Raw genomic sequence first — 24,592 nt, forward strand, 5'->3', positions numbered from 1 at the left:
CGATGTCCAACACGAAAGCGACTGAAGTTCCCCGCAGTCAATTTGCCCAGGATCTGTACGATGACTTGCAGGCCCTGCCTTCCAGCAGCCGCCTGACGGACGAACAGCTTGAAGTCATCTACGCTCTGGCCTACGCCCACGTGATGCAGGAGCAGTATGCCCAGGCGCTGCCGCTGTTTTCCATCCTGGCCGTTTATGGTCCCACTCGCCGCCATTATCTGGCGGGTCTGGCGGTCTGCCTGGAGATGTGCGGACGCTACGAGGAAGCCATCTTGATGTATTCCTTGCTGACCACCTTGTTTCCCGGCAGCCTGGAACCCTCCATGCAGGTGGCGGAATGCCAGCTGATGCTGGGCCAGTTCTCGGACGCCCTGCAGGAACTGGATAGGGTGCTGGCCTGCATTGCCGAATCGCAGGGGCGTTTCGACGCGTTTCAGCCGCGCGCCCAGTTGCTCAGGGATCTGGCGGAGAAGCAGGCCGGCCTATGAGGGAACTCAATCACCCATCCCCCGGGGCTGCCGCAGCCTGCGGGGCTGAAGCCGCCTCGGCCGAGGCGGCTTTTGTGCTTGACGCGCGGGACGCCCGCTTCCTGACCGAGGTCGGCATGCTGGCTGCGGGCCGCGGGGATGTGACGCAAGCCGACCGGGTATTTACGTTCTTGCGCCGCCAGCGGCCCAATCGGGCTTTCCCTCTGCTTGGGCTGGCGGTGGCGCGATTGAATGCCGGCCGGGCGTTGGAGGCCGCGCGCTTGCTGCGGGAGGTTCAACTGCTCGACCCGGACGAACAGGCTGTCGTCCAGTCCTGGTTCGGCCTGGCTCTGCAGTTGGCGGGGCGTTGCGCGGAAAGCCGGCAGGTTCTGCTCAAGGCGACGCAGAACCCTGGCGAGGGAGGCGCGCTGGCTCGGCACATGCTGGGGCTGGCAGCGGATGCGACTGAAAATAATAAAGGAGATTGATCATGGAAATTGCCGCTTTATCGACTGCGCTGGCGGCGCCGGCGCTCAACAACACCGCGGGGGGCGCCAGGGTCGAGCCCTCGAGCCTGGCAGCCGAACGCTTCAACGCCATCATGAACGGCGTTCAGGAGCCTGGGCTCAATGGCGTGAGCGCCGCCTTGCAGTCCGCTTTCGCAGCGGCGCCGCTCGAGGCGGCGCCGACGCTGGGCAGTCAGATCCTGTCGGGGCTGCGCGGCGTCGCCGGCGACTTCTCCGATAAATGGAAGGACATCTCCCACAGCCTGGAGGGACTGTCCAAGCAGCCGGCCATCAGCGACATGTTGCGCGTGCAGACTGAATTGTTGCAGGTATCCGTGCAGTACGAGTTGATCGGCAAGGCCGTGGCGCGGACCACGCAGAATATCGATACCCTGGTCAGGATGTCTTGATGCGTCTCCTTTCTTTCGGGCCTTACGGCTTTCAGTTGTTGCGCTGGGCTCTGATGGCCGCGATTCTGTCGCTATTGGCGGCTTGCGGGTCCAATGTCACGCTGTATTCGGCCATCAGCGAGGGCGAGGCCAATGAACTGCTTTCCGTATTGCTGGATTCCGGCATCAAGGCCGACAAGACGGCCGACAAGAACGGGGTGTCGGTCTCGGTCGACGGGACCCAGGTGGCGCGCGCGCTGGATATCCTGCGTTCGCGCGGCCTGCCCCGGGAACAGTTCGCCGGCATGGGGCAGATCTTCAAGAAAGAGGGCCTGGTGTCTTCGCCTGTGGAGGAGCGCGCGCGATACATCTACGCCTTGTCGCAGGAGCTGACCAGCACTTTGTCCCAGATGGACGGCGTGCTGGCGGCGCGGGTACATGTGGTGCTGCCTGAGCGCGGCGAGGTCGGCGAGGCGGCCTCGCCATCTACGGCGGCGGTTTTCGTCAAGCACCAGGTCGGCTTCTCGTTCGACGCACTCAAGCCCCAGATCCGGCAGTTGGTCACGCATTCCATTCCGGGCCTGACCGAGGACCGGGTGTCCATCACCCTGGTGTCGGCCCAGCCTAGGTCCGACACGGCTCAGGCCGCGCCGATGCTGACTCCCGTGCTCGGCCTGCAGGTCGCGCAAGGCTCGGCCGGCGGCTTGACGGCGCTTCTAGGGACGTTCGTCCTGGCGATCCTGGCCCTGGCGGCGGCCCTGGCCTATCTGGCGTGGCGCGCAGGCTGGCTGCCCGGACGGATCATCCCCCGGGCCCGTCAGGAGCCGAGCATGGGCCAAGCCGCTCCACGGAGGTCCGAATGATGGCGGCAGACCTGTTCACGACACGCATGCTGGAATTCAATTTTCTGCCCAGCGCCACCTTGCACCCCAGCCGGCACCGCGCTTTTGATGCGCCCGAGGCCGCTGCGGCGGCCGCCTGTCCGGCGATGGTGTGGCACCGGCATTGGTCCCGGCTGATCTTGCGCCGCCTTGATCTTTTCGAGCGCCCGGTTCTGGACGCTCGGTGCCCTGAGCTGGCCCTGGCGCTGCTGCCTCCCGACAGACTGGCCCGCCTGGGGCGTTACCTGGGGGCGGTCCTGTACGGTCGGCGCCTGCGCCAGGTGATCGAAGGCGACCAGATCCGGCAACTGACCGTTCATCTGGGGGCGGACGTCCTGGATTTCGCCCGTCGGCAGGGCGTGGACGAGGCTGGCGTGGCATTCAGCCAGGACGATGCCGAACAACGGCACATTTCCGCCGACAGTGTGGATTCGCTCGGTCGCGCGGCCCTGCAGGGAGCCTTGCAGGAGGCAGGGCCGGAGCTCTGCCTGCGCGCCGAACTGAAAATGGCTGACAAGCCCGTCCAGGGGCTGGCGGCCGATCCGCAGGCGCTGCTGGACCGAGCGCTCGATATTCTCAAACACATCGAACCCGTATGGCATTCCTCATTTCCCGCTCTGCGCTGACGTCCCGGAAACTGGCGGCCGTGGTCGCTCCGTCCACCCGCGTATTGCGCGCCGGGGAGTATGCCGCATGGGCCGGGGCGCAAGCCCTGATCCATCACGCCCAGGAACAGGCTGATCAGATTCTGGCCGGGGCGCAGGCGGCGTTCGAAGCCCAGTGCCAGCGCGGCTACGAGGACGGCAGGCAGGAGGCGCTGCTCGATCAGGCCGAGAAGATGATCGAGACCGTCGGCCGGACGGTGGACTATTTTGCCAATGTGGAAAATCGGATGGTGGATCTGGTCATGGGGTCCGTTCGCAAGGTCGTGGATGGCTTCGATGACCAGGAAAAAGTCATGATCGTCGTGCGCAACGCCCTGGCGGTGGTGCGCAACCAGAAACAGATCCCCCTGCGTCTGTGCCCGGGCGCCCTCGAGCTGGTCCGCGGGCGGATCCACGACATCCTCGCCGCCTATCCGGGAGTCGGCTACGTAGATCTGGTGGCCGACGCCCGTTTGGAGCCGGGAGCCTGCATTCTGGAGAGCGAAATCGGCATGGTCGAGGCCAGCCTGGAAGGCCAGATCGCCGCGCTGCGGGCCGCTTTCGAGCGTACCTTGGGCAGCCGGGTCTAGGAGGACTGAACGATGCGCCAGTTCGACTACATCACCGAAATGATGGAAATGGCTTTGCATGACACGTCCACCTTGCGCATCAAGGGACGCGTGACGCAGGTCATCGGCACCATCATCAAGGCGGTCGTACCGGCCGTCAAGGTCGGGGAGGTGTGCATTCTGCGCAATCCGGGGGAGGACTTCGAAATGAAGGGCGAAGTCGTCGGATTCGCGCGCGATGCAGCCTTGCTGACGCCCTTGGGGGATATGTACGGCATTTCGTCGGCCACCGAGGTCATTCCGACCGGGCGCGCCCACATGGTGCCGGTGGGCGAGGGCCTGCTGGGCCGGGTGCTGGACGGTCTGGGCCGCCCGCTCGACGAGGACGAGCGCGGCCCCCTGGAAGCCAGCAAGTTCTACCCCGTCTTCGCCGAAGCGCCGGATCCCTTGACGCGCCGCATCATCGACCGGCCCCTGGAGCTGGGGGTGAGAGCGCTGGACGGGCTGCTGACCTGCGGCGAAGGACAGCGCATGGGGATTTTCGCAGCCGCGGGCGGCGGTAAATCCACCTTGATGGGCATGCTGGTCAAAGGGGCCGACGTGGACGTCACGGTCGTCGCCCTGATCGGCGAGCGCGGTCGCGAAGTCCGTGAATTCCTGGAGCATGAACTGGGACCGGAAGGAAGGCGCAGAAGCGTCATCGTCTGTGCGACGAGCGATAAATCGTCCATGGAACGCGCCAAGGCGTCCTATGTGGCCACGGCCATTGCGGAGTACTTCCGCGACCAGGGCAAGCGGGTCCTGTTCCTGATGGACTCGGTGACCCGTTTTGCCCGGGCGCAGCGCGAGATCGGCCTGGCGGCCGGCGAACCTCCCACCCGGCGCGGGTTCCCGCCATCGGTTTTCGCAACGCTTCCCAAGCTGATGGAGCGTGTGGGCATGAATCAGCATGGGTCCATCACGGCGCTCTATACCGTGCTGGTGGAGGGCGACGACATGACTGAGCCGATCGCGGACGAGACGCGCTCGATCCTGGACGGCCATATCGTGCTCTCGCGCAAGCTGGGCGCCGCCAACCATTACCCTGCGATCGATGTGCTCGCTTCCGCCAGCCGCGTCATGAATGCGGTCGTGACGCCGGAGCACCGCGGCTTGGCGGGACGCATCCGGGAGCTGATGGCCAAGTATCAGGAGGTCGAATTGCTGGTCAAGATCGGCGAGTACAAGCAAGGGGGGGACGCGATCACCGACGAAGCCATCGGGAAGATCGACGCCATCAATCGCTTTCTGAAGCAAGGCACGCAGGAGCGTTCGACCTTGCTCGAGGCGCTGGAGGGCATGGCCGCCATCGTTGATGCGAGGGGCTGAGGCATGAATATCTTTCGAGAACTGCTGGCGATCAAGCGCTTCCGGGAGGATCAGGCCGCATTGGAAGTCGCGCGCCAGCGCCAGGTGCTTTTTCAGACGCAACAGCGCTGCGCCCAGGAGCGGGAGCAATTGGCCCGGTTTCGCGAGATGTCCGTGCAGCGGGAACAGAACATGTATCAGGACCTGTGCAGCCGCCTGGTGCGCGTCGGCGAGATCGAGAACGTCATGCAGGGCGTGGCCGAACTGCGCCAGGGCGAACGCGACCGGGAGGCCAGCGTCGAACAGGCCGTCGAACAGGAGCGTCAGGAGTCCGTCGCGCTGGATCAGCGCCGCGACGTTCACCGCGAAGCTGCGCGCGTGGTCCAGAAGTTTGTGGAGCTGGCCGGCGTGCATGCGGCCGAGCATATGCGCGAGCTGGAGCTCAAGGAGGACCTGGAGATGGAAGAGGCCGCCTCGACGGCCAGAGACCGCAATGACTGGCAGCAGCATGACGACTATGAGCCTTTGTGACCATGGCTGAATCTCGTATCGACCTGAACATCGGCCTTGGCCCCGGGTCCTTCGATTTGCCGGGGGAGGGGAATCCGCAGGCCCGGCGGGAAGCTTCCGATGCGGATCGCCAAGCGTTCGAGCAGGCGCTGGCCGAGCCTGTCGCCGATACCGACGCCCCGCCGGAACTGCCCAAGCCATTCGCGTTTTTTTCCGATGCAGCCCGGTCCGATGACGCCAATACCGATGAACCACATGATCTGGAGGAGCCATTGTCAGAGTCCGAGGATCGCCTTTTGGCCAGTGATGGCGGCAGCGCCCGGCGGGAAGTCCGCAGCGATTTGAAGGCGGAAGTCCGGCCGCAAGTGCAGAGGTCTGTTGACGACGAGTCCGACGGGTTCGATCAGGCGCCGCCCGGGCCCGGCTTGGCGGCAGCCGCCCCGGCGGACCAGCCCAAGTCATTTGCTCTGTATCCGGACTCGGTTCGTCCCGCCGACGCCGGCGCCGATACCTCGCAAAGCCTGGCCAGGCTGTTGTCGGTGGCCGCGGATCGCCTGTTGGTGGGAGACGGCAGCAGCGGCCGCCGGGAAGTGCGCATCGAGCTGAAAGCCGATGTCCTGCCCGGGGTATCCGTGTCGGTTTACGAAGAAGCCGCTTATCTGGTGGTTGAATTTACCTGTTCGCGGGAATCCTCGCGCGACACGCTCTGCCGTTGTGCGCAGCAGTTGGCCGACGAACTTGCCGGCTCGCTCCGCCGATCGACCGCCGTGCGGGTGCATACGGATGACCCGGACGATCTCTGTCCGTTCGAAGCGGCCGGTGCCGCGGGATGATGACTGTTTCATGGATGCGATGAGTTTTTCCTTTGCCAAGCCCGTGATCCTGCCGCGCCTGAGCGCCGGCAAGGCCCAAGCCCTGACGCTGGTGGCGGTGCACGGCGCCAACGTGCGCGTTTCGCTGCCGACGGCGCAAGGCGCCGAATCTGCGCCGGGAGACTGGATACTGGGCTTGTCTCCCGGCGTGCCGGACGCCTTGCGCCAGGCGGCCAGCCATCGTGTCGACCTGAGCTGGGCGGGTGCATCCTTGCGTGTCAGCGCCACGCCGGGCGCCTTGCTGGCCTGGGTGAATACCAGGCTGCCTGGCCTGGGCCTGGATACCTTGCCGGCAGTCCTTCAGGAGGCCGCCCTGGAGACAGCGCTGGGTGAAGCCCTGGCCGCCCTGGCGCCCTTGTCATCCTCCGATCCGCTGCGTGTGGCCGCGGATGCCTCGGACCTGGTCTTGCCGCATGCCTGGACCTTCAGCGCCCGGTCCCTGCCCGGCGGCGAACTGGCCTTGATGGTGCTCGAGGCCGACGATCTGGGACTGATGCTGCTGGCGCGCCTGCTCAAGCAGGCGAATCCGGGTGGCTCGGGCGTACTGGACGATGCCGATCTGTCGGTAAGCTTGCGCGCGGAATTGGGCCGGGCGGTCCTGCCGCTGTCCGAACTGCAGTCGCTGACCGCCGCGGACGTGATCCTGCTGGATGAATACTGGGTGGATTCGCACGGCGAGCTCTGGCTGTGCATTCCCCAGGGGCAGGGCCTGCGCGTGCGGGCCGAACATTCTTCTTATCTTGTGACCCAAGGATGGACCACGCTCATGACTCAGGATTTCTCCGCTCCCCTCGACCCGCAACCCTCGGAGCCGGATGCGCCGCCCGCGGAGCCGCTGGAGCTCGAGGCCATCCCGGTTAGGCTCACCTTCGATCTGGGCGAGCGCACGCTGCCCCTGTCCGAGCTGCGGCAGTTGCAGCCGGGGGCCGTCTTCGACCTGCAGCGGCCTTTGGCCGATGGTCCGGTCATGATCCGGGCCAATGGCGCCTTGCTGGGTACGGGCACATTGGTCGATGTGGACGGACGCATCGGCGTGTGCATCGCCACCCTGGGCAAGGTCGAAGCATGAACGGCGGGTTCGACCCCATCAGCCTGGCCGTCATACTGGCACTGCTGGCATTGCTGCCCTTGATGGCGGTCATGACGACCTCGTTCCTGAAACTGGCCGTCGTGTTCGCCCTGGTGCGCAATGCGCTGGGGGTGCAGCAGGTGCCGCCCAATATGGCGCTCTATGGCTTGGCCATCATCCTGTCGGTCTACGTCATGGGGCCGGTCGTGATGCAGGTGGGGCAGGAGCTGCGCACCGTCCAGGTCTCGCCCGCGCAGTCGGCGCCGCCGGCGGCGGGAGATCAGGTCGGCGCCGTTCTGGATGCGGTGATGCGGGGCGCGGAACCCTTGCGGGCCTTCATGCTGAAGAACAGCCGGCCCGAGCAAAGAGACTTTTTCGTGCGCACCGCCCGTCAGCTCTGGGGTGAAACCCAGGCCCGCGACCTGGAGCAGGACAACCTGATCGTCCTGATCCCCGCGTTTCTGGTCTCGGAACTCACCGCCGCCTTTCAGATCGGCTTCCTCTTGTATCTGCCCTTCGTCATCATCGATCTGATCGTCTCCAACATCCTGCTGGCCATGGGCATGATGATGGTTTCGCCGGTCACGATTTCGATGCCGCTGAAGCTTTTCCTGTTTGTCATGATCGATGGCTGGACCCGCCTGATCCAGGGTCTGGTCCTGTCTTACTCCTGATCCGGGGCGCCCATGGGAACCGTCGACGTCGTTTCTTACATGACTCAGGCTCTTTACCTGACGCTATGGCTGTCGCTGCCTCCGATCGCCGTGGCCGCCATTGTCGGGACCCTGTTCTCCCTGTTCCAGGCATTGACGCAGATCCAGGAGCAGACCTTGTCGTTCACCGTCAAATTGATCGCGGTATTCATCACCTTGCTGTTGACGGCCCGCTGGCTCAGCGGCGAACTCTACAACTACGCCATTGCGGTGTTCGATCTGTTCTACAAGATTCGATAAGGACGGAAAGCCACCATGTTCAATGGCGCGACGTACGCGGAAGTGCAGATGTTCCTGGGGTCCCTGGCCCTGACGCAGCCGCGCATCCTGGCCATGTGCAGCATGCTGCCGCTGTTCAACGCGCAGTTGCTGCCGGGGCTGGTGCGCTACAGCCTGTGCGCCGCGCTGGGTCTGGTACTGGTCCCCATGCTGGCGCCGGGCTATGCCGCTCTGGATCTGGGGGCGATCGATCTGCTGCTGCTGATGGTCAAGGAGGTCTTCGTGGGTCTGGTGCTGGGCTTTCTGGTGGCGATTCCATTCTGGATCTTCGAGGCGGTCGGCTTCGTGGTGGACAACCAGCGCGGCGCGAGCATGGGAGCGGTGCTCAATCCGGCAACGGGCAATGACTCTTCCCCATTGGGCATTCTGTTCAACCAGGCCTTTCTGGTGTTTTTCCTGGTCGGAGGCGGCTTCACGCTGATGCTGACCATGCTGTACGACAGTTTTCGCCTATGGGATCTGTGGTCCTGGTCGCCGGTGCTGCGCATGGACAGCGTGCCGCTGATGCTGGATCAGCTCAGCCGCTTCATGCGCCTGGTCCTGCTTTTTGCTTCCCCGGCCATCGTCGCCATGTTTCTGGCGGAACTGGGCCTGGCGCTGATCAGCCGTTTCGCGCCCCAATTGCAGGTGTTTTTCCTGGCCATGCCGATCAAGAGCGCGCTGGCGCTGCTGGTGCTGGTCCTGTACATGACCACGCTGTTCGAGTATGCCGGCGAGACGGTGCGCGGCATTCCCGGCATCTTGCCTTTTCTGAATGACCAATGGAGACGGCCATGAGCGGAGAAAAGACCGAACAGCCCACCGCCAAGAAACTGCGTGACGCCCGTGAGAAGGGCGACGTCGCCCACAGCAAGGATTTCACCCAGACGCTGTTGATCCTGGCCCTGTTCGGCTACCTGCTGGGCAATGCCTCCAACATCATCGAGTCGTTGGGCCGGATCTTGCTGGTGCCGGCCGGGCTGACCGGCATGCCTTTTGAAATCGCGCTCAAGTCCGCGCTGGAAATCACGCTGCGCGAGGCATTGTACCTGCTGTTGCCCATTATCCTGATCGTGCTGGGGGTCGGCATGTTCAGTGAGTTCCTGCAGATCGGCGTCCTGCTGGCTTTCAAGAAATTGATCCCGTCCGGCAAGAAGCTCAATCCGATCAGCAACCTGAAGAACATCTTTTCCAAACGCAATCTGGTCGAATTCCTGAAGTCCGCGTTCAAGATTTCGTTCCTGTCCGTGCTGGTGACCATGGTGGTGCGCGACGCCCTGCCGCAACTGATGTCGGTGCCGCACAGCGGGCTGGCGGGGCTGCAAATGGGGGTCGGGGGCATGATGTTCACCCTGATCGCGAATGTGGCGGTCGCCTACGTCATCATTTCCCTGGCCGACTTCGTCTGGCAGCGGCGCCAGCATCGCAAGCAGCTCATGATGAGCAAGCAGGAAGTCAAGCAGGAATACAAGGAGATGGAGGGCAACCCTCACATCAAGGGAAAACGTAAGCACCTGCACCAGGAAATGGCCATGCAGGGGGCGGTGCAACGCACCCGCAAGGCCACCGTGGTGGTGACCAATCCCACCCACCTGGCCATCGCCCTGTATTACGACCAGGACGAAACCCCGCTGCCGATCATACTGGCCAAGGGCGAAGGCGCCCTGGCGGCCGAGATGGTGCGGGCCGCCCGTGAGGAGGGCGTGCCCATCATGCAGAATATTCCGCTGGCCCGGGCCCTGATGGCCCATGGCGAGCCCGATCAATTTATCCCCAGCGAACTTGTCGAACCCGTCGCCGAAGTGCTGCGGCTGGTGCGCAAGCTGGCAGACGACCCAACGGAGTAAACCCATGGCTGTTGCATACCATCCCCTGATCATTCGATACGTGAGCCAGCACGGCCTTCAGGACGCCATGCGTCCCGACGGCCGAGCGACCATCCTGGTTGATGACAAATATCGCATTCATTTGCTCGGCGCCCGCAATGGCTGGCTGGCGATCAGCTCGCGCCTGTGTTCCTTGCCGCCGCCCGGCCTGGTCCGCGATCGCTTCCTGGCCAATATAGGCAGCCACGCGGCCGGCATGCTCAGCCGGCAGCCTTCGGCCTGCGTGATCGACCCGGAGGAAGATGCTTTGTGGTTGCAGGAAATGGTTCGCCCGGATGCCGACGCCGCGGAAGTGGACGAGGCGGTCGGACATTTCGCCAATGCCTTGTCATTCTGGACGCATGTCGTGCGGCGCGCCGCGTAAAGAACATAAACAATGATAAGGCGCGGCTCAGGCCGCGCAGGGGAGAGGATGGTGAAACAATGGATTCCGGCTTGCGCCCTGGCCTTGTGCCTGGCGGGTACGGTTCAGGCGGCGCCCAACTGGCCGGCCGCCCCCTATAGTTATTATGCCCAGGAGGAAAACCTGCAGGATGTGTTGCGGCAGTTCGCGGGGGGGTTCAGCCTGGCGCTGCAGCTGGCGCCGGGCGTATCGGGCACGGTGAACGGCAAGTTCAACACGGCCACGCCCTCCGAGTTCCTGGATCGCCTGGGCGGGGTCTACGGATTCAACTGGTTCGTCCACGCCGGTACGCTGTTCGTCAGTCCGGCCAGCGCCATGGTGACGAAATCGGTCAGCGCCTCGGGCGCTTCCATCAGCGCCTTGCGCGAGGCCCTGATGCAATTGGGAGTGCTGGATGCCCGCTTCGGCTGGGGCGACTTGTCCGACCAGGGCATTGCGCTGGCCTCGGGGCCGCCCGCCTATGTTTCGTTGATCCAGAAAATGATCGAGGCCTTGCCCCTGGGAAGCGGCAATCAGCAGGTGGCCGTGTTTCGCCTGAAGCATGCGTCGGTCAACGACCGGGAGGTCAGCTACCGATCCCAGAGCGTCGTGACGCCGGGCCTGGCGACCGTGCTGCGCAACTTGATCCTGGGAGCGGGGGGAGGGGCGAACAGCGAGGCCTTGTCGGCAGTGGCGGCGCCGCTGCGCCAGAATCCGCCGGCTTTTACCGCCCTGTCGGACGGCGCGGGCGGCGACCAGGGCCCAGGGGCGTCGTCGGCCGCCGGCGGCGCTGCGCCTCAGCGGGGCGCGTCTGGCTCCAGCCTGCGGTTTCGCGAGCAGAGCGTGGAGGCGGATGCACGCCTCAATGCCATCATCGTGCAGGACATCCCGGATCGGATCCCTATCTACAAGGAATTGATCGAGCAGCTGGACGTACCCAATACGCTGATCGAGATCGAGGCCATGATCGTGGACGTGAATTCCGACAATGTCAGCGAACTGGGCGTCACCTGGGGGGCGAGGGCCGGCACGACGTCTTTCGGCTACGGCGACTTCAACCTGAGCACCAGCGACGGCTTGCCCCTGGGCGGCACGCCACCGGGCACCCTGTCTCCGGGGACGTTCGCGCTTTCCGTCAGCAATGTCCTGGCGGCGCGCCTGCATGCCCTGGAAACCAAGGGCGCGGCCAATATCCTGTCGCAGCCGTCGATTCTGACGGCGGACAATATGGGGGCGCTGATCGACCTGTCGGATACGTTCTTCATCCAGACCACGGGTGAACGCGTTGCCGAGGTGACGCCCGTCACCGTGGGGACCTCGCTGCGGGTGACGCCTCGTTACATCGAAGGTAGCCATGACCAGCGCCGGGTTGAACTGACCGTCGATATCGAGGACGGTCGTATCCAGGAGGAACGGACCATCGGCAAGTTGCCGACCGTACGCAAGAGCAATATCAGCACGCTGGCCATCGTGGGCGACGGCCAGACGCTGCTGATCGGCGGCTACAACAGCAGCCAGGACAGCCAGCGGACGGAAAAAGTCCCCGTGCTGGGAGACATCCCGCTTCTGGGGGCGCTTTTTTCGAACAAGAGCAAGACGGTTCAGCGCCGGGAGCGTTTGTTCCTGCTGCGTCCGCGAGTCGTCTCCATCCAGGGCGATCCAGTCACCATGCCGCGTCTCCAGTCCGCCGATACCGGGCCGGCCATCAGCGCCACCTGGCCTTCCGACGGCAGGCCCATGTCTGCCGGCCAGTACCTGGATCTCATCCAGGGCCAGCAGACGCGCGTGCGCTTCGATGCCGTGACCGAGGCGAAGATGTCCGGTCCGGTTCGCGTCGGGGCCACCTACATACAATCCGTGGCCTTGGGCAAGGCGAATGTGCCCAGCGATGCGTCATCCCGGGTTTTGACCGAAGGAGGGGCGCTGGACGTCGAAACCCGGCCGTTGAGGGATTGACCCAGGGAAAAAAGGAACGTTGTGCAATCATGGGTGACTGGTGCGTAGCCACTGCGGCCAGAACGGCCCGGGGGCCTTCGCTGGCGAATCTGGCCGCTCGATGGAAAATTAACTTGCAGATTTATAATCAAGGCCGGACAAGTGCGGGACGCGGCCGGCAGGGAGTGGCAGCGTACCCGGCAATTGGCGCGCTTGGGGCAGTTCCTCGGTCCACCGGGTGCGGACGACCGTCTGGCCATGGCCCAGGATGTCTGTGAACAGCCGGTGAAGCAATTGTTCCGCGACGGCCAGGACCTCATCGTGGACAAGGTGAAGCGGAATATGGATCTGCTATTGGGCCTGCATGACAGTTTTTACGGGATCGAACAAGTCATGGGAGATATTGCTGATGCGCAGGGCAATAAAGAGAGTCATATGGCGGTTGTGGGCCAACTTAGCACGACCCAGTACCTGTTGCGCGGCATGGCCGGCGTGATACACAACCATAACGAGCAGTCGGGTTCGACGAAGGTGCGTATTGAGCCTCGGTCCCTGCCTGATTCTTTTTATTCTGCATTGGGGGATCAATATGGGGTGGACTATGACCCGGTGAAGTTTACGGGCGCGGTGCTCGTAGAAGACTCGGCGCGCGCAAAGCTGTTGCCTGTGCTGGAGGAGGTTTTACGCCGACAGGGCGCCGCTGCTGAAAAATATTGCTCCCTGTGAATGGCACTGACCAGGAGTTTTCGGTGAGCAAGATATCCCGTGGGAGCATTCTTGAAAACACCAACTTTTCTTTCTCTCTCCTCGGAGCTGGAAGCGCAGGCCAAGCTGTATGTTTCATGTGGCCCGCTCACATGTGGGAGGAAGAACACATTCAGGTCGTGGCAGAGGGGCTGGATGCGCTGGACCAGGTGGCGCGGCCGGCGCTTGAATCCTTCACCCGCCTGCTGGACATTGAAGAAATAGGCGAGGCCGTGTTGATGGGCCTGCAGAAGATGGGCGTGGATTCGCCATTCAAGCTGGATGACGGTACGGTTGTCTCTCCGGGAGGCGAAGGGTCCTTGAACCTGGATCCGGTGCAAGACATGAATGGCGATTTCCGCATCTGGACGGCGATCACGTTTGCTGATCTCAATGAAGTCAGAGGAGTACGTCCCGATGGCCGGGAGGTGGTCGTCAGCATGAACCCGGACACCGTCAGCTGGGCTGAGGTCCAATGCATCGTGCATATGTCGCCGGACGCCCGCCTGATCAAGATTGAAGGATTGCCGCAGTTCCGGCACCGTTTTGATGTCAAGGAATTGACGACGGGTTCGCCGTCCTGAGCGCAAAGCGGCAAAGAGAAAGCGTTCTGGTCCTTGCCTGTTCCAGGCCTGGACCGCCCCCGCAAGCTGGTCTCGTTTCCGGCTGCGGGAGTTTTTTTTAGGTTCATCGAGGAGTTCCGGGGATTCCTCCGTGTTTGACGAGCCGTTTGGGCCAAGCGGAAAGAAGCTCGGGTTCTCGCGAGGCAGGCCGGGGCGGGACGTCCGCGCAAGCTGTGTCAACCTCACATCTCGCTGAGCTTTTTGCTTGATGAATGATGCCTGTGGCCGGGTCGATGTCATCGGCATTTTGAGCCGTTCAAGGCGCGGGAAGAGCGGACGGAGCGGGTCAGATGGCTTGCCGCAGGCGGGGCGCGGGGACGGGGTGCAAGCGTCGTTCTGTTCGACGGCGGCGCTTGTTGCTCGCCTGGGAGGCGAGCAACCCGCCGGAGTTAACGACGCGCCCGGCCAGGCGCCCCGACCAGGGCACCGGCGCGCCGCGCCGGCAAGCCATCAGCCCCGTCCGCTCTTCCCGCGCCTTGAACGGCGTCTTCAAAAATCCAGTTCGGCATCGACTTGGCAAGTCAGTCCCCGGAATTCTTCGAAGAACCTTTTTTTATGGCCGAGCCCGCCAGGCGCAGACCTTGCGGACAAAGGAACGCCCGGAATTCCCTGGTTACCCAAGTCTTGATCATGCACCTTCGCGTCAGCCCCGCCGTTCACGACGAGGTCAGACGGGGCCAAGCTTGAGGAGAACCGCCATGAACATTCAAACCACCAGCCAAACAGGTGCACAGAGCGGACAGCCGCCGAATCCGTCATCGGATTCGGCGGGAGCCGGCGGCAACCAGCAGTTCAATGCGGAGCTGGGAGGCGCGACGCGCGGCAGCGGTCCCGGTGGTTTGCCGAGAACAGGCGGCTCTTCGACCAGCCTTGAATTTTCCGCCATTGCTGCGTCTGCACAAGCTCAGGCGCAGCGCGATGCCTTGGGGCAGGCACGTGACAACAGCCACCGCGGCGGCGGTTTGGCGTGGGGCGACCCGGCGGCTCCGTCGGGCAATGTCAGAAATCCGCAGGAGCAGCAGGCTGCCATCCTGCAGGAGCAACTGCATGCGTTCCGGGCGCGCGAGATCCACATACGAGCTTTGCCCGCACTGCGGCAATTGCAAGCAAGGCTGGCCCAGGCCATGCACGAACAGGACAGGCGCGCCGCCTCCAAGGCCCTATACCACCTGAGCATATTGGTGGAGACGAACCGTAAGGCTCATGGGTGGTTGCCTGAATCGCTGCTTGAGGATGTGCGCATGCTGGTCGATGGCTGCCTGAGCATGTTTCGTGATGCCCTGAGCAATCCGCAGGGCCGGCTGAGCATCGTGTCGCTGCTCAGGCTGGATGATTTTACCCTCGGCTTTCTGCGCAGAGCGACAAGCCTGCATGCCTTGGGATTGAAGCTGGACCTGGATGCGGCCAGCGCAGCCGCTCAGATTCGAGTCGAGGCCCTTAGCCGGCAAGTCGTCGTCCATATGGCGGACCTGATCCGGATGCTGGCCGCGGAGGAGGTCAATCTGCTGGAGCTCATGCGGCAACTGCGGGATCTGTCCGGCGTGGAGCTGCAGCGCTTCCACCAACTGAAGGATTTGGGAGAGTTTGTCGGCGGCGGCCTGAGCCACAGTGAGCGTCGGGCCATGGCCCAGGATATGTGCAAGCTGGCGCTGATGGAACTGTCCCGGACCACTGATCAGATTCCCATCATGCACAATGCGATGCGGCATATGAAGCTGCTTCTGGGCTTGGAAGGCCTGTTTGGCAAATTGGCGTTAAGTCTGTGGAGCATTCTTGAACCGGGGGGCTTCAGAGGCGGCGGCAGGGACATCATAAAGCTGGTCGCCGTGACCCGATATCTGCTGGCCGGCATGTTCAGTGAAATGGATGAGCAACTGTCGGATCTGGTGACGGCAAAGATGCCTCCCGGCGCAGATATCATTCTGTACGATGATCTGGTGAACCGGCTGAACCCAAGCCCGGCCGTCACGAGTCTTTTGAACGAGATGACCGCGCAACGGCCGGATGTGTCGGTCAATGAATCCGTCGAAATGTTTATGGTTCGCTACAGGGCCTTGATGAATCAGCAGGCCAACCTGGACCCGGTCGCGAGAGCCCAGTCCATTGCTCTGCATCGGGCTTTGCGGGATCAGTATGGGGTGCTCTATGACTCGACGTCCGGCACAGTCGCCATGGTCGTGACGGATTCGGCCCGCGCCACAATGCTGCCTGCACTGGTGGCGCTTGCCTTGACATGTCCACATCTCACCCGGACATTAACCTTGCCTGTGAACGGTGAGGACAAGGTATTTACCGTGGGCCAGGCTTTCCATCAAGCCGCTCTTGAAGGCGGCATCCGTTTATCTGTCCGAGGGGCTGACGAGCAGGGCCGACCTGTACGTTACACATACCCTGCTGAGGTGTCGGAGCGGGATCGCCCTGTTGCCATGGGGGCTGCATTGGATGCACTGGCTCGGATAGCGCCCTTGGCGGCTGCGCCACTGACGCGCTTGATGGATTTTTGGGAAATATCCCGCGCCGTAAGGGAAGGCCTGCAGAGGATGGGCTGGGAGTCGCCTTTCAGGCTGGATGACGGTACGGTCGTTCTGCCGGAAGGCGAGGGGTGGCTGGCGCTTGATGTGGCGCAAAACGAGGACGGCAGTTTCCATCTTGCGACGACACTTGGAATCGATGGCACCCGTGGCTTCAAGGGGGTGCGGCCAGGCGGCGCGGCTGTCATCGTCAACATGAATCCGAACACTGCCAGTCGTGTTGAGGTGCACTTCACCATGCGCGTGTCACAGAACGGCCAGTCGATCGACACCGTCGGGCTGCCGCAGTTCCGGCATTGTTTCGATGTCAAGGACATGGTGGCGGACCCAACGCGTCTTTATATGGCACAGGCCGCGCCGTTTGCGGGTGCCGGCGTGTGAACCTGATTTCTTTCGAGGGCAATCACCATGAATATCCAAGTTCCAAATCAAACGGGCGCCTTCGGCGGACGGTAGCAGAATCGGGTCGCGGGTTCCATGGGAGGCAACCTGCAGTTCAATATGGAGCCGGGCGGCGCGATGCGCAACACCTTGAGCCGGACTTTCCAAAGCATCCGTTACGCAGGCATGCTTCTGTATAGCCTGGCATCTCCGGCGGATGAAGATCAGCGTGTGCTCCGAGAGGCGCTGTCCCTGATCGACACGGGCTCGGAGGTCCAGGCCCTCACCATGCTGGATCACCTGCGCGCCTCGTTGAGCAACGCGATTCACGCACAGGCTCAGCCTGAGCTGCGGCAATTGCAGGCAAGACTGACTCAGGCGGCGGACGCGCAGGATCGGCTCGTCGCCGCCAGGGCCTTATATGATCTGAATGCTCTGGTGGACAGGAGCCGACAGGCTTATGGGCCATTGCCCGACGCGTTGACTGAGGATGTGCGCGCGCTGATCAATGGCAGCCGACATCTGTTCCGGGATTTCCAGCGCAACCCGGCAGGCCCGCTGAACGTCGCTTCACTGGAGAGGCTGGATGATCTTTCGTTTGTCTATCTGCGGCGGGCTTCGAGCTTGCACTTCCTGGGATTGGAGCTGGACCGCCAAGCGGCCAGCGCGGTCGCTCATGCTCAGGTCGCTGCCCTTAGGTGGCAAGCCGTCGAGAACATGATGGAGGTGCTTCGGACGGTGTCCGAGGAGGCGGTCGATATACCGGTACTCATGCCGCAGTTGCGGCATCTGTCCGGCTTGGAACTGCAGCGCATCCAGCAATTGAGGGACTTGGGGGAGTTTGCCGGCGGCGGTCCGGGTCCGGATGAGTGTCGAGCCATGGCCCGGAGAACCTGCCAGCTTGCAATGGAAGAACTGTTCCGTACGTCCCGCCAGGCCCTCATCGTGCAGAATGCGATGCGGCATATGATGTTGTTGATGGATATGGAAGGCATCTTCGGCGCGGTCGCGTCCGGGTTGGAGAGTGTTCTTGACCAGGAGGACTATAGAAGCGGCGGCGCGGAGACCTTGAGGCAGGTGGTCATCACCCGGCACCTGCTCTCCGGCATGAACAACGAAATGAACCAGCGGCTGCTGGGCTTGTTGTCGGGAAGAGCTTCTTCAGACACGGACATCCGCCTGTACGTGGAACCGATACAAGGAATGATCCCGAGCCCGGCCGCCGCAACCTTGCTGAACGAGATGAATGAGCTGCCGCTGAATGTGCCGTATGAAGACTTTGTCGAGGCATTGAATGCGCAATACCCGGAGCTGGAGAGTCAGGCAAGCCTGGATCCGGATGCCAGCGCCCGATTCAATGCCATCTATCGGGCCTTGCGGGAACAGTACGGAGTAGCGTATGACCCGACGCAAGGCAGAGCCGCGGTGACCGTGACGGATTCGGCTCGCGCCACCATGGTGCCGAGGTTGAGAATGCTCCCTTTTGCCGGTCCTCGTGCTCCTCGGACGTTCACCTTGACGGTGGGCGGAGTGGGCAAGGTGTTTACCGTGGGCTAGGCCTTTCATGAAGCCGCTATTGAACGCGGCAACATTCGTTTGTCAGTCCGAGGGGTCGGCGAAGCCGGTCAAGCCATTCGTTTCGTGTGGCCTGCTGGTCTATCGGAGTGGGAACGCCCGCGTGCCATGGGCTATGCATTGGATGCGCTCGCCCGGGTAGCGCGCTCGTCGACTGAACCACTGACGCGCTTGATGGACCTTGGGCGGATATCCGCCATCTTGAGGGACAGCTTGCAGGAAATGGGCGGGGGTTCGCCTTTCAGGCTGGATGACGGCACGGTCGTTCAGCCGGAGGGAGACGGCTTGTTGATACTTGATGTGGCGCAGAACGAGGATTGGAGTTTTCGCCTGGCGACAACGCTCAGAATCATTCGTATCCGTAGCGTCAAGGGTGCGCGGGCAGACGGCGCGGCAGTCATCGTGAACATGAATCCGCGCGCTCTCAACTGGGCTGAGGTGCACTTCACCTTGCACGTGGCGCCGGATGCCCGGTGGGTCAGAGTCGTCGGGCTGCCGCAGTTCCGGCTTTATCTTGATGTCAACGACATTGTGCCGGACCCGACGCGTCTTCATGCAGGCCCCGCCGTCCATGGCCGAACGGGCGCGCTCCGGCCTTGAGGCCGCAGTTCTTCACAGGGCCCCAAGCCATGGGCCAAGGAACGTCTGGCGCTGGTCGGTTACCTAGTTTTTTCATGGCGGCGCGTGTGCCGATCGGGCTGCCATGGTTGTGGTTGCGGCAGCTTCGGGCCGCGTTTTTGGGTCGGATTGGGCGAGCGAGCCTGGCTTTTTTCGAGGAAGACATTTTGAATGCTCAACCCCTAAGCCGGACGGGCGCCCAGAGTGGTCAGCAGTGGAATCGAGTAACGAATCATGCAGGAGCCGTTGGCAGCCTGCAGTTCGTCGCAGCGCCGTGCACCATGGTGCAGGGCGGGCGTGCCGGCGCCTTCCCGCCTCAGAGAGCTTCATTGGCCGAGGCGGTCTTTGCCGTCGTCCGCGCGCCTGTGCGAGCGACCCAGGATGAGATCACTCTCATCAGCCAAGACATCGACACTTTTTTGGCTCATGTGCTGCGCGCACGGTTCGACGATCACGCCATGACGCTAAGCGCCTTCAAACTGACATGGCTCAGCAAGTTGTCGCGGGGCGATTTGAATTGGCTGCTGGGAGGGGAAGAGTGCCTGTCCAACTGCGTAGGTAGAATGGAGCGCGCCGATCTCCTGGCCCTGTACGGCGGGCCCGGGCTGCTGCGCGAGGAAATCTTTGCCGAGATCCTGGACCGTGTTCGAACCCGCTTCAAGGTCGGCGCGGTCCGCGTGTTGATCCAGATGGTGCGGGCCATGGACCAGCGCGTGGCTCAAGAAGTGGTGCGAGAGCCTATGTCGCGGATCGTCACGTTGCTGTCGGCTCCGCAATTGAATCTTCGGGAACTGTATCAGGAACTGGTCCTCTTGCAGCCTGGCCGGCGTGCGGTGAGCGCTTATCTGTATTCCTTGCCTGATGATCAGTTGGAGGCCGTGCTGCACATCCTGGATTTAAAGCTGGACGCCGCCCACATGGCCCTGGCGGCTTATTTTCGCGTGTTCAGGGATAATGAAATCATCGTCCCCATCCTGATGCAACCGTTGCGCGAGTTCATGGACCGCGAATTTCACTAACGCAACCGTTGCGCGAGTGCCTGGACTGCGAGCTTCACGTGCGCAACTGCGCGATCGGAACTGCTCCAGAACGTCCGAGCTGAGCAGGCGCCGCCCGACAACATCGGCGAGATAAAGGAACGCTTGGTATTCCTCGGTTGCCCACGCCTTGTTCATTTGCGTGTGCGTCAGTCCCGTCGCTCACGGCATGGACAAACTGAGCCCAACCTGAGGAAAATCACCATGAATATTCAATCCCCTGGCCGGACAGGTGCCCAGAGCGGGCGACCGCAGAGCCGGGCGTCAGGCTCCATGGGGCCGTGGGCAATCTGCAATTCAACACAGAGCAGGGCGGTACAGCACGCGGCAGCGGTCCTGGCGGCTTGTCGCGACCAGACGGTTCATCGATCAGCCTGGGATTTCTCGCAAGCCCTGCATCTGTACAGGCGCAGCACGGCTTCCCGGAGCAGGCGGGCGACGGCAGCCGTCGCGCCGGTGGGTTGCCGCCGGGCGGTGGGGCGGCCCCGAGGCAGAGCACCTGGGATCCGCAGGAGCATCGGGCCGCCATCAGGCAGCTCCGTCTGCATGGGCCCTGGGAGCAGGAGATTCTCGCACGGGTTCAGCCTGGGCTGTGGCAAATTCGCGTAAAGCTGGCTCAAGCGGTGCATGCGCAGGACAGGCTGGCCGCCTCCAGGGCTTTGTATGATCTGCACACGCTGGTGCACAAGGCCCAGCAGATCTATGGACAGTTGCCCGAAGAGATGGTTGGAGACGTGCGCGAACTGGTCAGAGGCAGCCTGGGCTTGTTCCGGGATGCCGAGAACAATCCGCAGGGCCGGCTGAATCTCGCCTCGCTGGAGAGGCTGGATGATTTTACTTTTGTTTATCTCCGTCGGGCATCGAGCCTGCACTCATTGGGACTGGAGCTGGACTTCCACGCGGCCAGCGAAGTCGCTCACAGTCGGGTCGGAATGCTTAGCCGGAACGTCACCCTGTACGTGAAGAGCATTTTCCTGTCGCTGGACGTTCAGACGGCTTGCATGACGACGTTGATACGGGAGTTGCGGCATCTGTCCGGCCTGGAGTTGCAGCGCGTCCAGCAATTGGCGGATCTAGGAGAGTTTGCAGGTGGTGGTCCGAGTCCGGGTGAGCGTCGGGACCTGGCTTACAGGATATGCAAGCTGGGGATGAGACAAGTATCCGGCGCCCCGTATCACGTTTCCATTGAGCGCCATATGTTGCGGCATATGGACCTGCTGCAGTATCTGGAAGGCATGTTCGGCACAGTGCACTCCAGTCTGGAAAACGCCCGGGACCAGGAAGATTATGGAGAAGGCGGCACGGAGATCAAGAAGAAGCTTGTCACGACACGGCACTTGCTTGCCGGCATGATCCATGAAATCGACAAGCGATTGACGGTTTTGACGTCGGCAGCTGGTTCCTCCGGGGCGAGCATCGGCCCATACGCGGATCCGATGATGCGGAGAAACCCAAGACCGGCCTCAGAAGCCCAGTCCACGCTCTTTCATCAAGCTTTGCGTGAGCAATACAGGGCGGCCTATGACCGGGGGACGAACGAATTCTTCCTGTCCGAGGCGGATTGGGTACGCGCAAGAATGGCGTCTAGACTGAGGATGCTGCCCTTGGCAGGGTCCGGGAGCGCCCAGACGCTCTTGTTACGTATGAACGGAGCAGTCAGGGCGTTTATCGTGGACAGGGCCTTTTATGATGACGCCATCGGATGCGGCAACATACTTTTATCTGTCCGGGGGACCGGCGAGAACGGCCAAGCGATACGTTTTACATGGCCTGCCGACTTGCAGGCGGAAGATCGTCGCAGCACCATGAGGCATGCATTGAAAGCCCTCACTCAGGTCGCAGGCCCGGCTGTGGAACGACTGACGCGTCTGATGACGTTCGCAGGGACGCTCCGTGTCGCAAGGGACGGCTTGCTGCACATGGGCGAGGGTTATCCCTTCAGGCAGGACGACGGTACGTACATTGACCCTGGGATCCAAGGAGCGCTGGCATTTGATGTGGTGCGAAACGAAGACGGCAGTTTTCGCCTTGAGACCACACTCAGAACCTATGCGACGGATAGGGTCAGAGGCGTGCAATCTGATGGTTTGCGGGTCGTCTTAGGCATCCCTCCGGGCAGATCCATCTGGACCGAGGTGCGCTTCACCTTGCATGTGTCATCGGATGTCCAGCGGCTGGACGTCGTCGGGCTGCCGCAGTTCCGGCACAGTTTCTGATGGCAATGAAAGGAACCCCCGATATTCCTTGGTTACCCAAATCTTGACCATGCGGTTTGGCGTCAGCCGTGTCATTCGCGACATAGTCAGGCAGGGCCAGGTTCAAGGAAAATCACCATGACTATTCTACCCTCCAGCCAGACGGGCGCCCACGGCGGGCGGCAGCAAAATTGGGCATCCAGTCCGGTTAGGGCAGTCGGCAACCTGCAGTTCAACACAGGGCAGGGTGGTACGGCGCGCGGCGGCGGTCCCGGCGTCCGGCCGAGAACAGACGGTCTATCGGCCAACATGATGTTTTCCGCCCATCCTGCGTTTCCGCAAACCAGCCTGCGGCGCGTCATCCGGGATCTTGCTCGCCAGGACATCAGCCGCACCGGCATGCTGCTGTACGGCCTGGAGACTCCTTCGGGCCCCGATCAGCACTTGCTCCAAGAGACTCTGCGCTTGCTCGATCAGGGATCGGAGATTCAGGCTTTCGTCATGCTGGATCACCTGCGCGCCTCCTTGGCGGGCACGATCCGCGCACAGTCCCTGCCGGAGTTGAGGGAGCTGCAGGCATGGATGGCCCAGGCGGTGAATGCGCAGGATCGGCTGGGCGCTTCCAAGGCTCTATGCATACTGGATACTGTGGTGAACAGAAGTCGGGGGGGGTTACGGACCGCTGCCCAAGGAAATGGCTGAGGATGTGCGCATGCTGGCCAGCAGCAGCCTGGACCTGTTCCGCGATGCCGAGCAAAACCCGGAGGGGCCGCTGAATGCCGCTTCCTTGCGCGGGCTGGATGATTTTACGTTTGCTTGCCTGCGCAGGGCGTCACATTTGCACTCCTTGGGATTGGAGCTGGATCTGGAAGCGGCTGACGACGCTGCTCATGCCCGGGTGGGGGTCCTTAGCTGGCAAGCTGTCGAGCATGTGATGAGCGTGCTCCGGACGCTGGCCGGGGACGCGGTCGATATGCCGACGCTCATACGGCAAATGCGGGACCTGTCCGGCCTGGAGTGGCAGCGTGTCCAGAGGTTGACGGTCCTGGGGCAGTTCGCCGGCGGCGCTCCGGGTCCGGAGCAGCGTCGCGCCATGGTCAAAAGAACCTGCGAGCTGGCGGTGGAAGAGCTGTCCCGCACCCCTTCCCAGGTCCTCACCCTGCACAATGCGATCGTACATATGGACCAGCTTGCCGAACTGGAAGGCATATTCGGCAGGATCGCGTCCCGGCTGGAGACACTTCTTGTCCAGCAGGGCTATACACGGCGCCGCGTGGAAACAATGCAGCAGATCGTCACGACCCGAGACCTGCTCGCCGGCATTGCCGGGGAAATGGCGCAGCAACTGTCGGATTTGTTGTCGGGACAAGGTTCTTCCGACGTGGATATCGATCTATACGTGGAACTGGTAAGCCGGATGGCCTTGAATCCTGCGGCGGGAATTCAGTCCAGCAGCTTTTATTCAGCTTTGCGGGAACACTACGGGGTGGCTTATGACCCGCTGGCGGACGATGTCGCCCTGCTCATGATGGAGCCGGCACGCGGACAAGGGGGCTCCTGAACGGAAAATGCTTCCTTTCATAAAAAAGGTTCAGGCCGTCTCAAGACACCCGCCGCTGAATTCGCGAATCAGGGAACGTTCTGTGCGTGTCCGTTACTCAAGCCGAGAGGTGACGGCGATTGGGCCATTTACGAAAAAGGAGAAGGATCTATGGACGCTAACAGCTTGATTTCCCTGTTCGGTCAGGAAACGGGTACCCCGTTGGCTTTCAGCGAGGCGGGGACGCTGGCGCTGGCCTTTGAAGCCGGGCCTACCGTGCAGTTGGAACATGATTCACTGATCGATGCCATCCACTGTTACGTGGTGCTTGGCCAGGCGCCGGCGGACCCGGACGCGCGCCAGGACGTGTTCCGCCGCATGCTGGCGGCCAACGTGTTCGGTCACGACACCGACGGCGCCACGCTGGGCCTGGACGAGGTCACCGGAGAGCTCATCCTGTCGCGGCGTCTGGAGCTGTCGTATGCCGATACGGCCAGGCTGCGCGCCATGCTGGAATCCATGGTTCCTCTGGCCCTCGATTGGCAGCAGCGCCTGGCGGGCGCCCCGGTTGACGACGCTATGGACATTTCCGCGGCGGAAATGGGCAACCTTCCTGATCCCGGTTTTGGCCTTCGGGTCTGATTTTTCCCTCGGGATATGGTCATGGCTGGGCTCGCTCTTGGGATCTGGCAGTTGGCCAGAGCAAGCATGCGCAAGCCTTTGCCGGGCAGACCGCCAGCGTAGCCGCGTAAAACGAGAGTTTGGGCTGTAAAAGACCCCTGATATTGAGCAGCCCCCGAATACTGGACATCGCTCCAGGCTTCGGGGGTTTTTATATGGCTGGGCCTATTGGGTGCTGAACTCGTGGGCCGAGGAACGCCGGGCGTTCTTTGGTTACCTAGATCTTGGGTTGGCGCCGA

General features: G+C 62.5%; 26 protein-coding genes. All 26 read left to right on the forward strand.

The genetic code is table 11. The features are described 5' to 3' along the window. The first annotated feature begins 2 nt into the window (after nt 1-2). Nucleotides 3-488, forward strand: a complete 486-nt coding sequence (locus tag ACWPWO_RS08820) for a SycD/LcrH family type III secretion system chaperone (RefSeq protein WP_454006041.1) — start codon at nt 3-5, stop codon at nt 486-488. Next, on the forward strand, nt 485-955 hold the full coding sequence (locus ACWPWO_RS08825; RefSeq protein ID WP_454006043.1) for a tetratricopeptide repeat protein: 471 nt from the start codon (nt 485-487) through the stop codon (nt 953-955). Before ACWPWO_RS08820 ends, ACWPWO_RS08825 begins: the two co-directional genes overlap by 4 nt. Nucleotides 956-957: 2 nt before the next feature. Next, nucleotides 958-1,383 (forward strand): type III secretion system inner rod subunit SctI, encoded by a 426-nt coding sequence (gene sctI, locus ACWPWO_RS08830; RefSeq protein WP_454006045.1) that lies wholly within the window; start codon nt 958-960, stop codon nt 1,381-1,383. Continuing rightward, entirely contained in the window at nt 1,383-2,225 is an 843-nt protein-coding gene (sctJ, locus tag ACWPWO_RS08835; RefSeq protein ID WP_454006047.1) for a type III secretion system inner membrane ring lipoprotein SctJ, read from the forward strand. The genes sctI and sctJ overlap by 1 nt, the downstream gene beginning before the upstream one ends. Beyond that, a complete protein-coding gene (locus tag ACWPWO_RS08840) occupies nt 2,222-2,869 on the forward strand; it encodes a SctK family type III secretion system sorting platform protein (protein ID WP_454006049.1) in 648 nt (215 codons plus the stop codon). The genes sctJ and ACWPWO_RS08840 overlap by 4 nt, the downstream gene beginning before the upstream one ends. Beyond that, on the forward strand, nt 2,839-3,477 hold the full coding sequence (locus ACWPWO_RS08845; RefSeq protein WP_454006051.1) for an HrpE/YscL family type III secretion apparatus protein: 639 nt from the start codon (nt 2,839-2,841) through the stop codon (nt 3,475-3,477). Before ACWPWO_RS08840 ends, ACWPWO_RS08845 begins: the two co-directional genes overlap by 31 nt. 12 nt (nt 3,478-3,489) lie before the next feature. Continuing rightward, on the forward strand, nt 3,490-4,824 hold the full coding sequence (sctN, locus tag ACWPWO_RS08850) for a type III secretion system ATPase SctN (protein ID WP_454006053.1): 1,335 nt from the start codon (nt 3,490-3,492) through the stop codon (nt 4,822-4,824). Nucleotides 4,825-4,827: 3 nt separating this feature from the next. Further along, complete coding sequence (locus tag ACWPWO_RS08855; RefSeq protein ID WP_454006055.1) at nt 4,828-5,334, forward strand: type III secretion protein; 507 nt, start codon at nt 4,828-4,830, stop codon at nt 5,332-5,334. Nucleotides 5,335-5,336: 2 nt separating this feature from the next. Further along, on the forward strand, nt 5,337-6,146 hold the full coding sequence (locus ACWPWO_RS08860) for a type III secretion HpaP family protein (RefSeq protein ID WP_454006057.1): 810 nt from the start codon (nt 5,337-5,339) through the stop codon (nt 6,144-6,146). A gap of 10 nt (nt 6,147-6,156) precedes the next feature. Next, nucleotides 6,157-7,254: a type III secretion system cytoplasmic ring protein SctQ gene (gene sctQ / locus ACWPWO_RS08865; protein ID WP_454006059.1), complete on the forward strand. Its 1,098-nt coding sequence runs from the start codon at nt 6,157-6,159 to the stop codon at nt 7,252-7,254. Beyond that, nucleotides 7,251-7,928 (forward strand): type III secretion system export apparatus subunit SctR, encoded by a 678-nt coding sequence (sctR, locus tag ACWPWO_RS08870; RefSeq protein ID WP_454006061.1) that lies wholly within the window; start codon nt 7,251-7,253, stop codon nt 7,926-7,928. Before sctQ ends, sctR begins: the two co-directional genes overlap by 4 nt. A gap of 12 nt (nt 7,929-7,940) precedes the next feature. Beyond that, complete coding sequence (sctS, locus tag ACWPWO_RS08875; RefSeq protein ID WP_454006063.1) at nt 7,941-8,207, forward strand: type III secretion system export apparatus subunit SctS; 267 nt, start codon at nt 7,941-7,943, stop codon at nt 8,205-8,207. Nucleotides 8,208-8,222: 15 nt separating this feature from the next. Then, nucleotides 8,223-9,023 carry a type III secretion system export apparatus subunit SctT gene (gene sctT / locus ACWPWO_RS08880; RefSeq protein WP_454006065.1) on the forward strand — a complete coding sequence of 267 codons (801 nt, stop codon included), beginning with the start codon at nt 8,223-8,225 and terminating at the stop codon, nt 9,021-9,023. Beyond that, nucleotides 9,020-10,072: a type III secretion system export apparatus subunit SctU gene (sctU, locus tag ACWPWO_RS08885; RefSeq protein WP_454006067.1), complete on the forward strand. Its 1,053-nt coding sequence runs from the start codon at nt 9,020-9,022 to the stop codon at nt 10,070-10,072. Before sctT ends, sctU begins: the two co-directional genes overlap by 4 nt. A gap of 4 nt (nt 10,073-10,076) precedes the next feature. Next, nucleotides 10,077-10,475 (forward strand): CesT family type III secretion system chaperone, encoded by a 399-nt coding sequence (locus ACWPWO_RS08890; protein WP_454006069.1) that lies wholly within the window; start codon nt 10,077-10,079, stop codon nt 10,473-10,475. 48 nt (nt 10,476-10,523) lie between these two features. Continuing rightward, nucleotides 10,524-12,449, forward strand: a complete 1,926-nt coding sequence (sctC, locus tag ACWPWO_RS08895) for a type III secretion system outer membrane ring subunit SctC (RefSeq protein ID WP_454006070.1) — start codon at nt 10,524-10,526, stop codon at nt 12,447-12,449. Nucleotides 12,450-12,686: 237 nt separating this feature from the next. Beyond that, entirely contained in the window at nt 12,687-13,154 is a 468-nt protein-coding gene (locus ACWPWO_RS08900) for a hypothetical protein (protein WP_454006072.1), read from the forward strand. A gap of 23 nt (nt 13,155-13,177) precedes the next feature. Continuing rightward, the gene (locus ACWPWO_RS08905) at nt 13,178-13,756 is read left to right on the forward strand and encodes a hypothetical protein (protein ID WP_454006074.1); all 579 of its coding nucleotides are present in this window, start codon (nt 13,178-13,180) and stop codon (nt 13,754-13,756) included. Between the two features lie 737 nt (nt 13,757-14,493). Beyond that, the gene (locus ACWPWO_RS08910) at nt 14,494-16,707 is read left to right on the forward strand and encodes a hypothetical protein (protein WP_454006076.1); all 2,214 of its coding nucleotides are present in this window, start codon (nt 14,494-14,496) and stop codon (nt 16,705-16,707) included. A gap of 96 nt (nt 16,708-16,803) precedes the next feature. Then, nucleotides 16,804-18,264, forward strand: coding sequence for a hypothetical protein (locus tag ACWPWO_RS08915; protein ID WP_454006078.1), 1,461 nt, complete (start codon nt 16,804-16,806; stop codon nt 18,262-18,264). A gap of 126 nt (nt 18,265-18,390) precedes the next feature. Beyond that, nucleotides 18,391-18,882 carry a hypothetical protein gene (locus tag ACWPWO_RS08920; RefSeq protein ID WP_454006080.1) on the forward strand — a complete coding sequence of 164 codons (492 nt, stop codon included), beginning with the start codon at nt 18,391-18,393 and terminating at the stop codon, nt 18,880-18,882. A 74-nt stretch (nt 18,883-18,956) separates the two neighbouring features. After that, nucleotides 18,957-19,919 (forward strand): hypothetical protein, encoded by a 963-nt coding sequence (locus tag ACWPWO_RS08925; protein WP_454006082.1) that lies wholly within the window; start codon nt 18,957-18,959, stop codon nt 19,917-19,919. A 299-nt stretch (nt 19,920-20,218) separates the two neighbouring features. After that, nucleotides 20,219-22,153 (forward strand): hypothetical protein, encoded by a 1,935-nt coding sequence (locus ACWPWO_RS08930; protein ID WP_454006084.1) that lies wholly within the window; start codon nt 20,219-20,221, stop codon nt 22,151-22,153. Nucleotides 22,154-22,270: 117 nt separating this feature from the next. Beyond that, nucleotides 22,271-22,834 carry a hypothetical protein gene (locus ACWPWO_RS08935; protein ID WP_454006086.1) on the forward strand — a complete coding sequence of 188 codons (564 nt, stop codon included), beginning with the start codon at nt 22,271-22,273 and terminating at the stop codon, nt 22,832-22,834. A gap of 10 nt (nt 22,835-22,844) precedes the next feature. After that, nucleotides 22,845-23,693 carry a hypothetical protein gene (locus tag ACWPWO_RS08940; protein WP_454006088.1) on the forward strand — a complete coding sequence of 283 codons (849 nt, stop codon included), beginning with the start codon at nt 22,845-22,847 and terminating at the stop codon, nt 23,691-23,693. 150 nt (nt 23,694-23,843) lie between these two features. Then, nucleotides 23,844-24,314: a type III secretion system chaperone gene (locus tag ACWPWO_RS08945; RefSeq protein WP_454006090.1), complete on the forward strand. Its 471-nt coding sequence runs from the start codon at nt 23,844-23,846 to the stop codon at nt 24,312-24,314. Nucleotides 24,315-24,592: the final 278 nt, after the last annotated feature.

It is taken from the genome of Alcaligenes sp. Marseille-Q7550 (assembly GCF_965112015.1).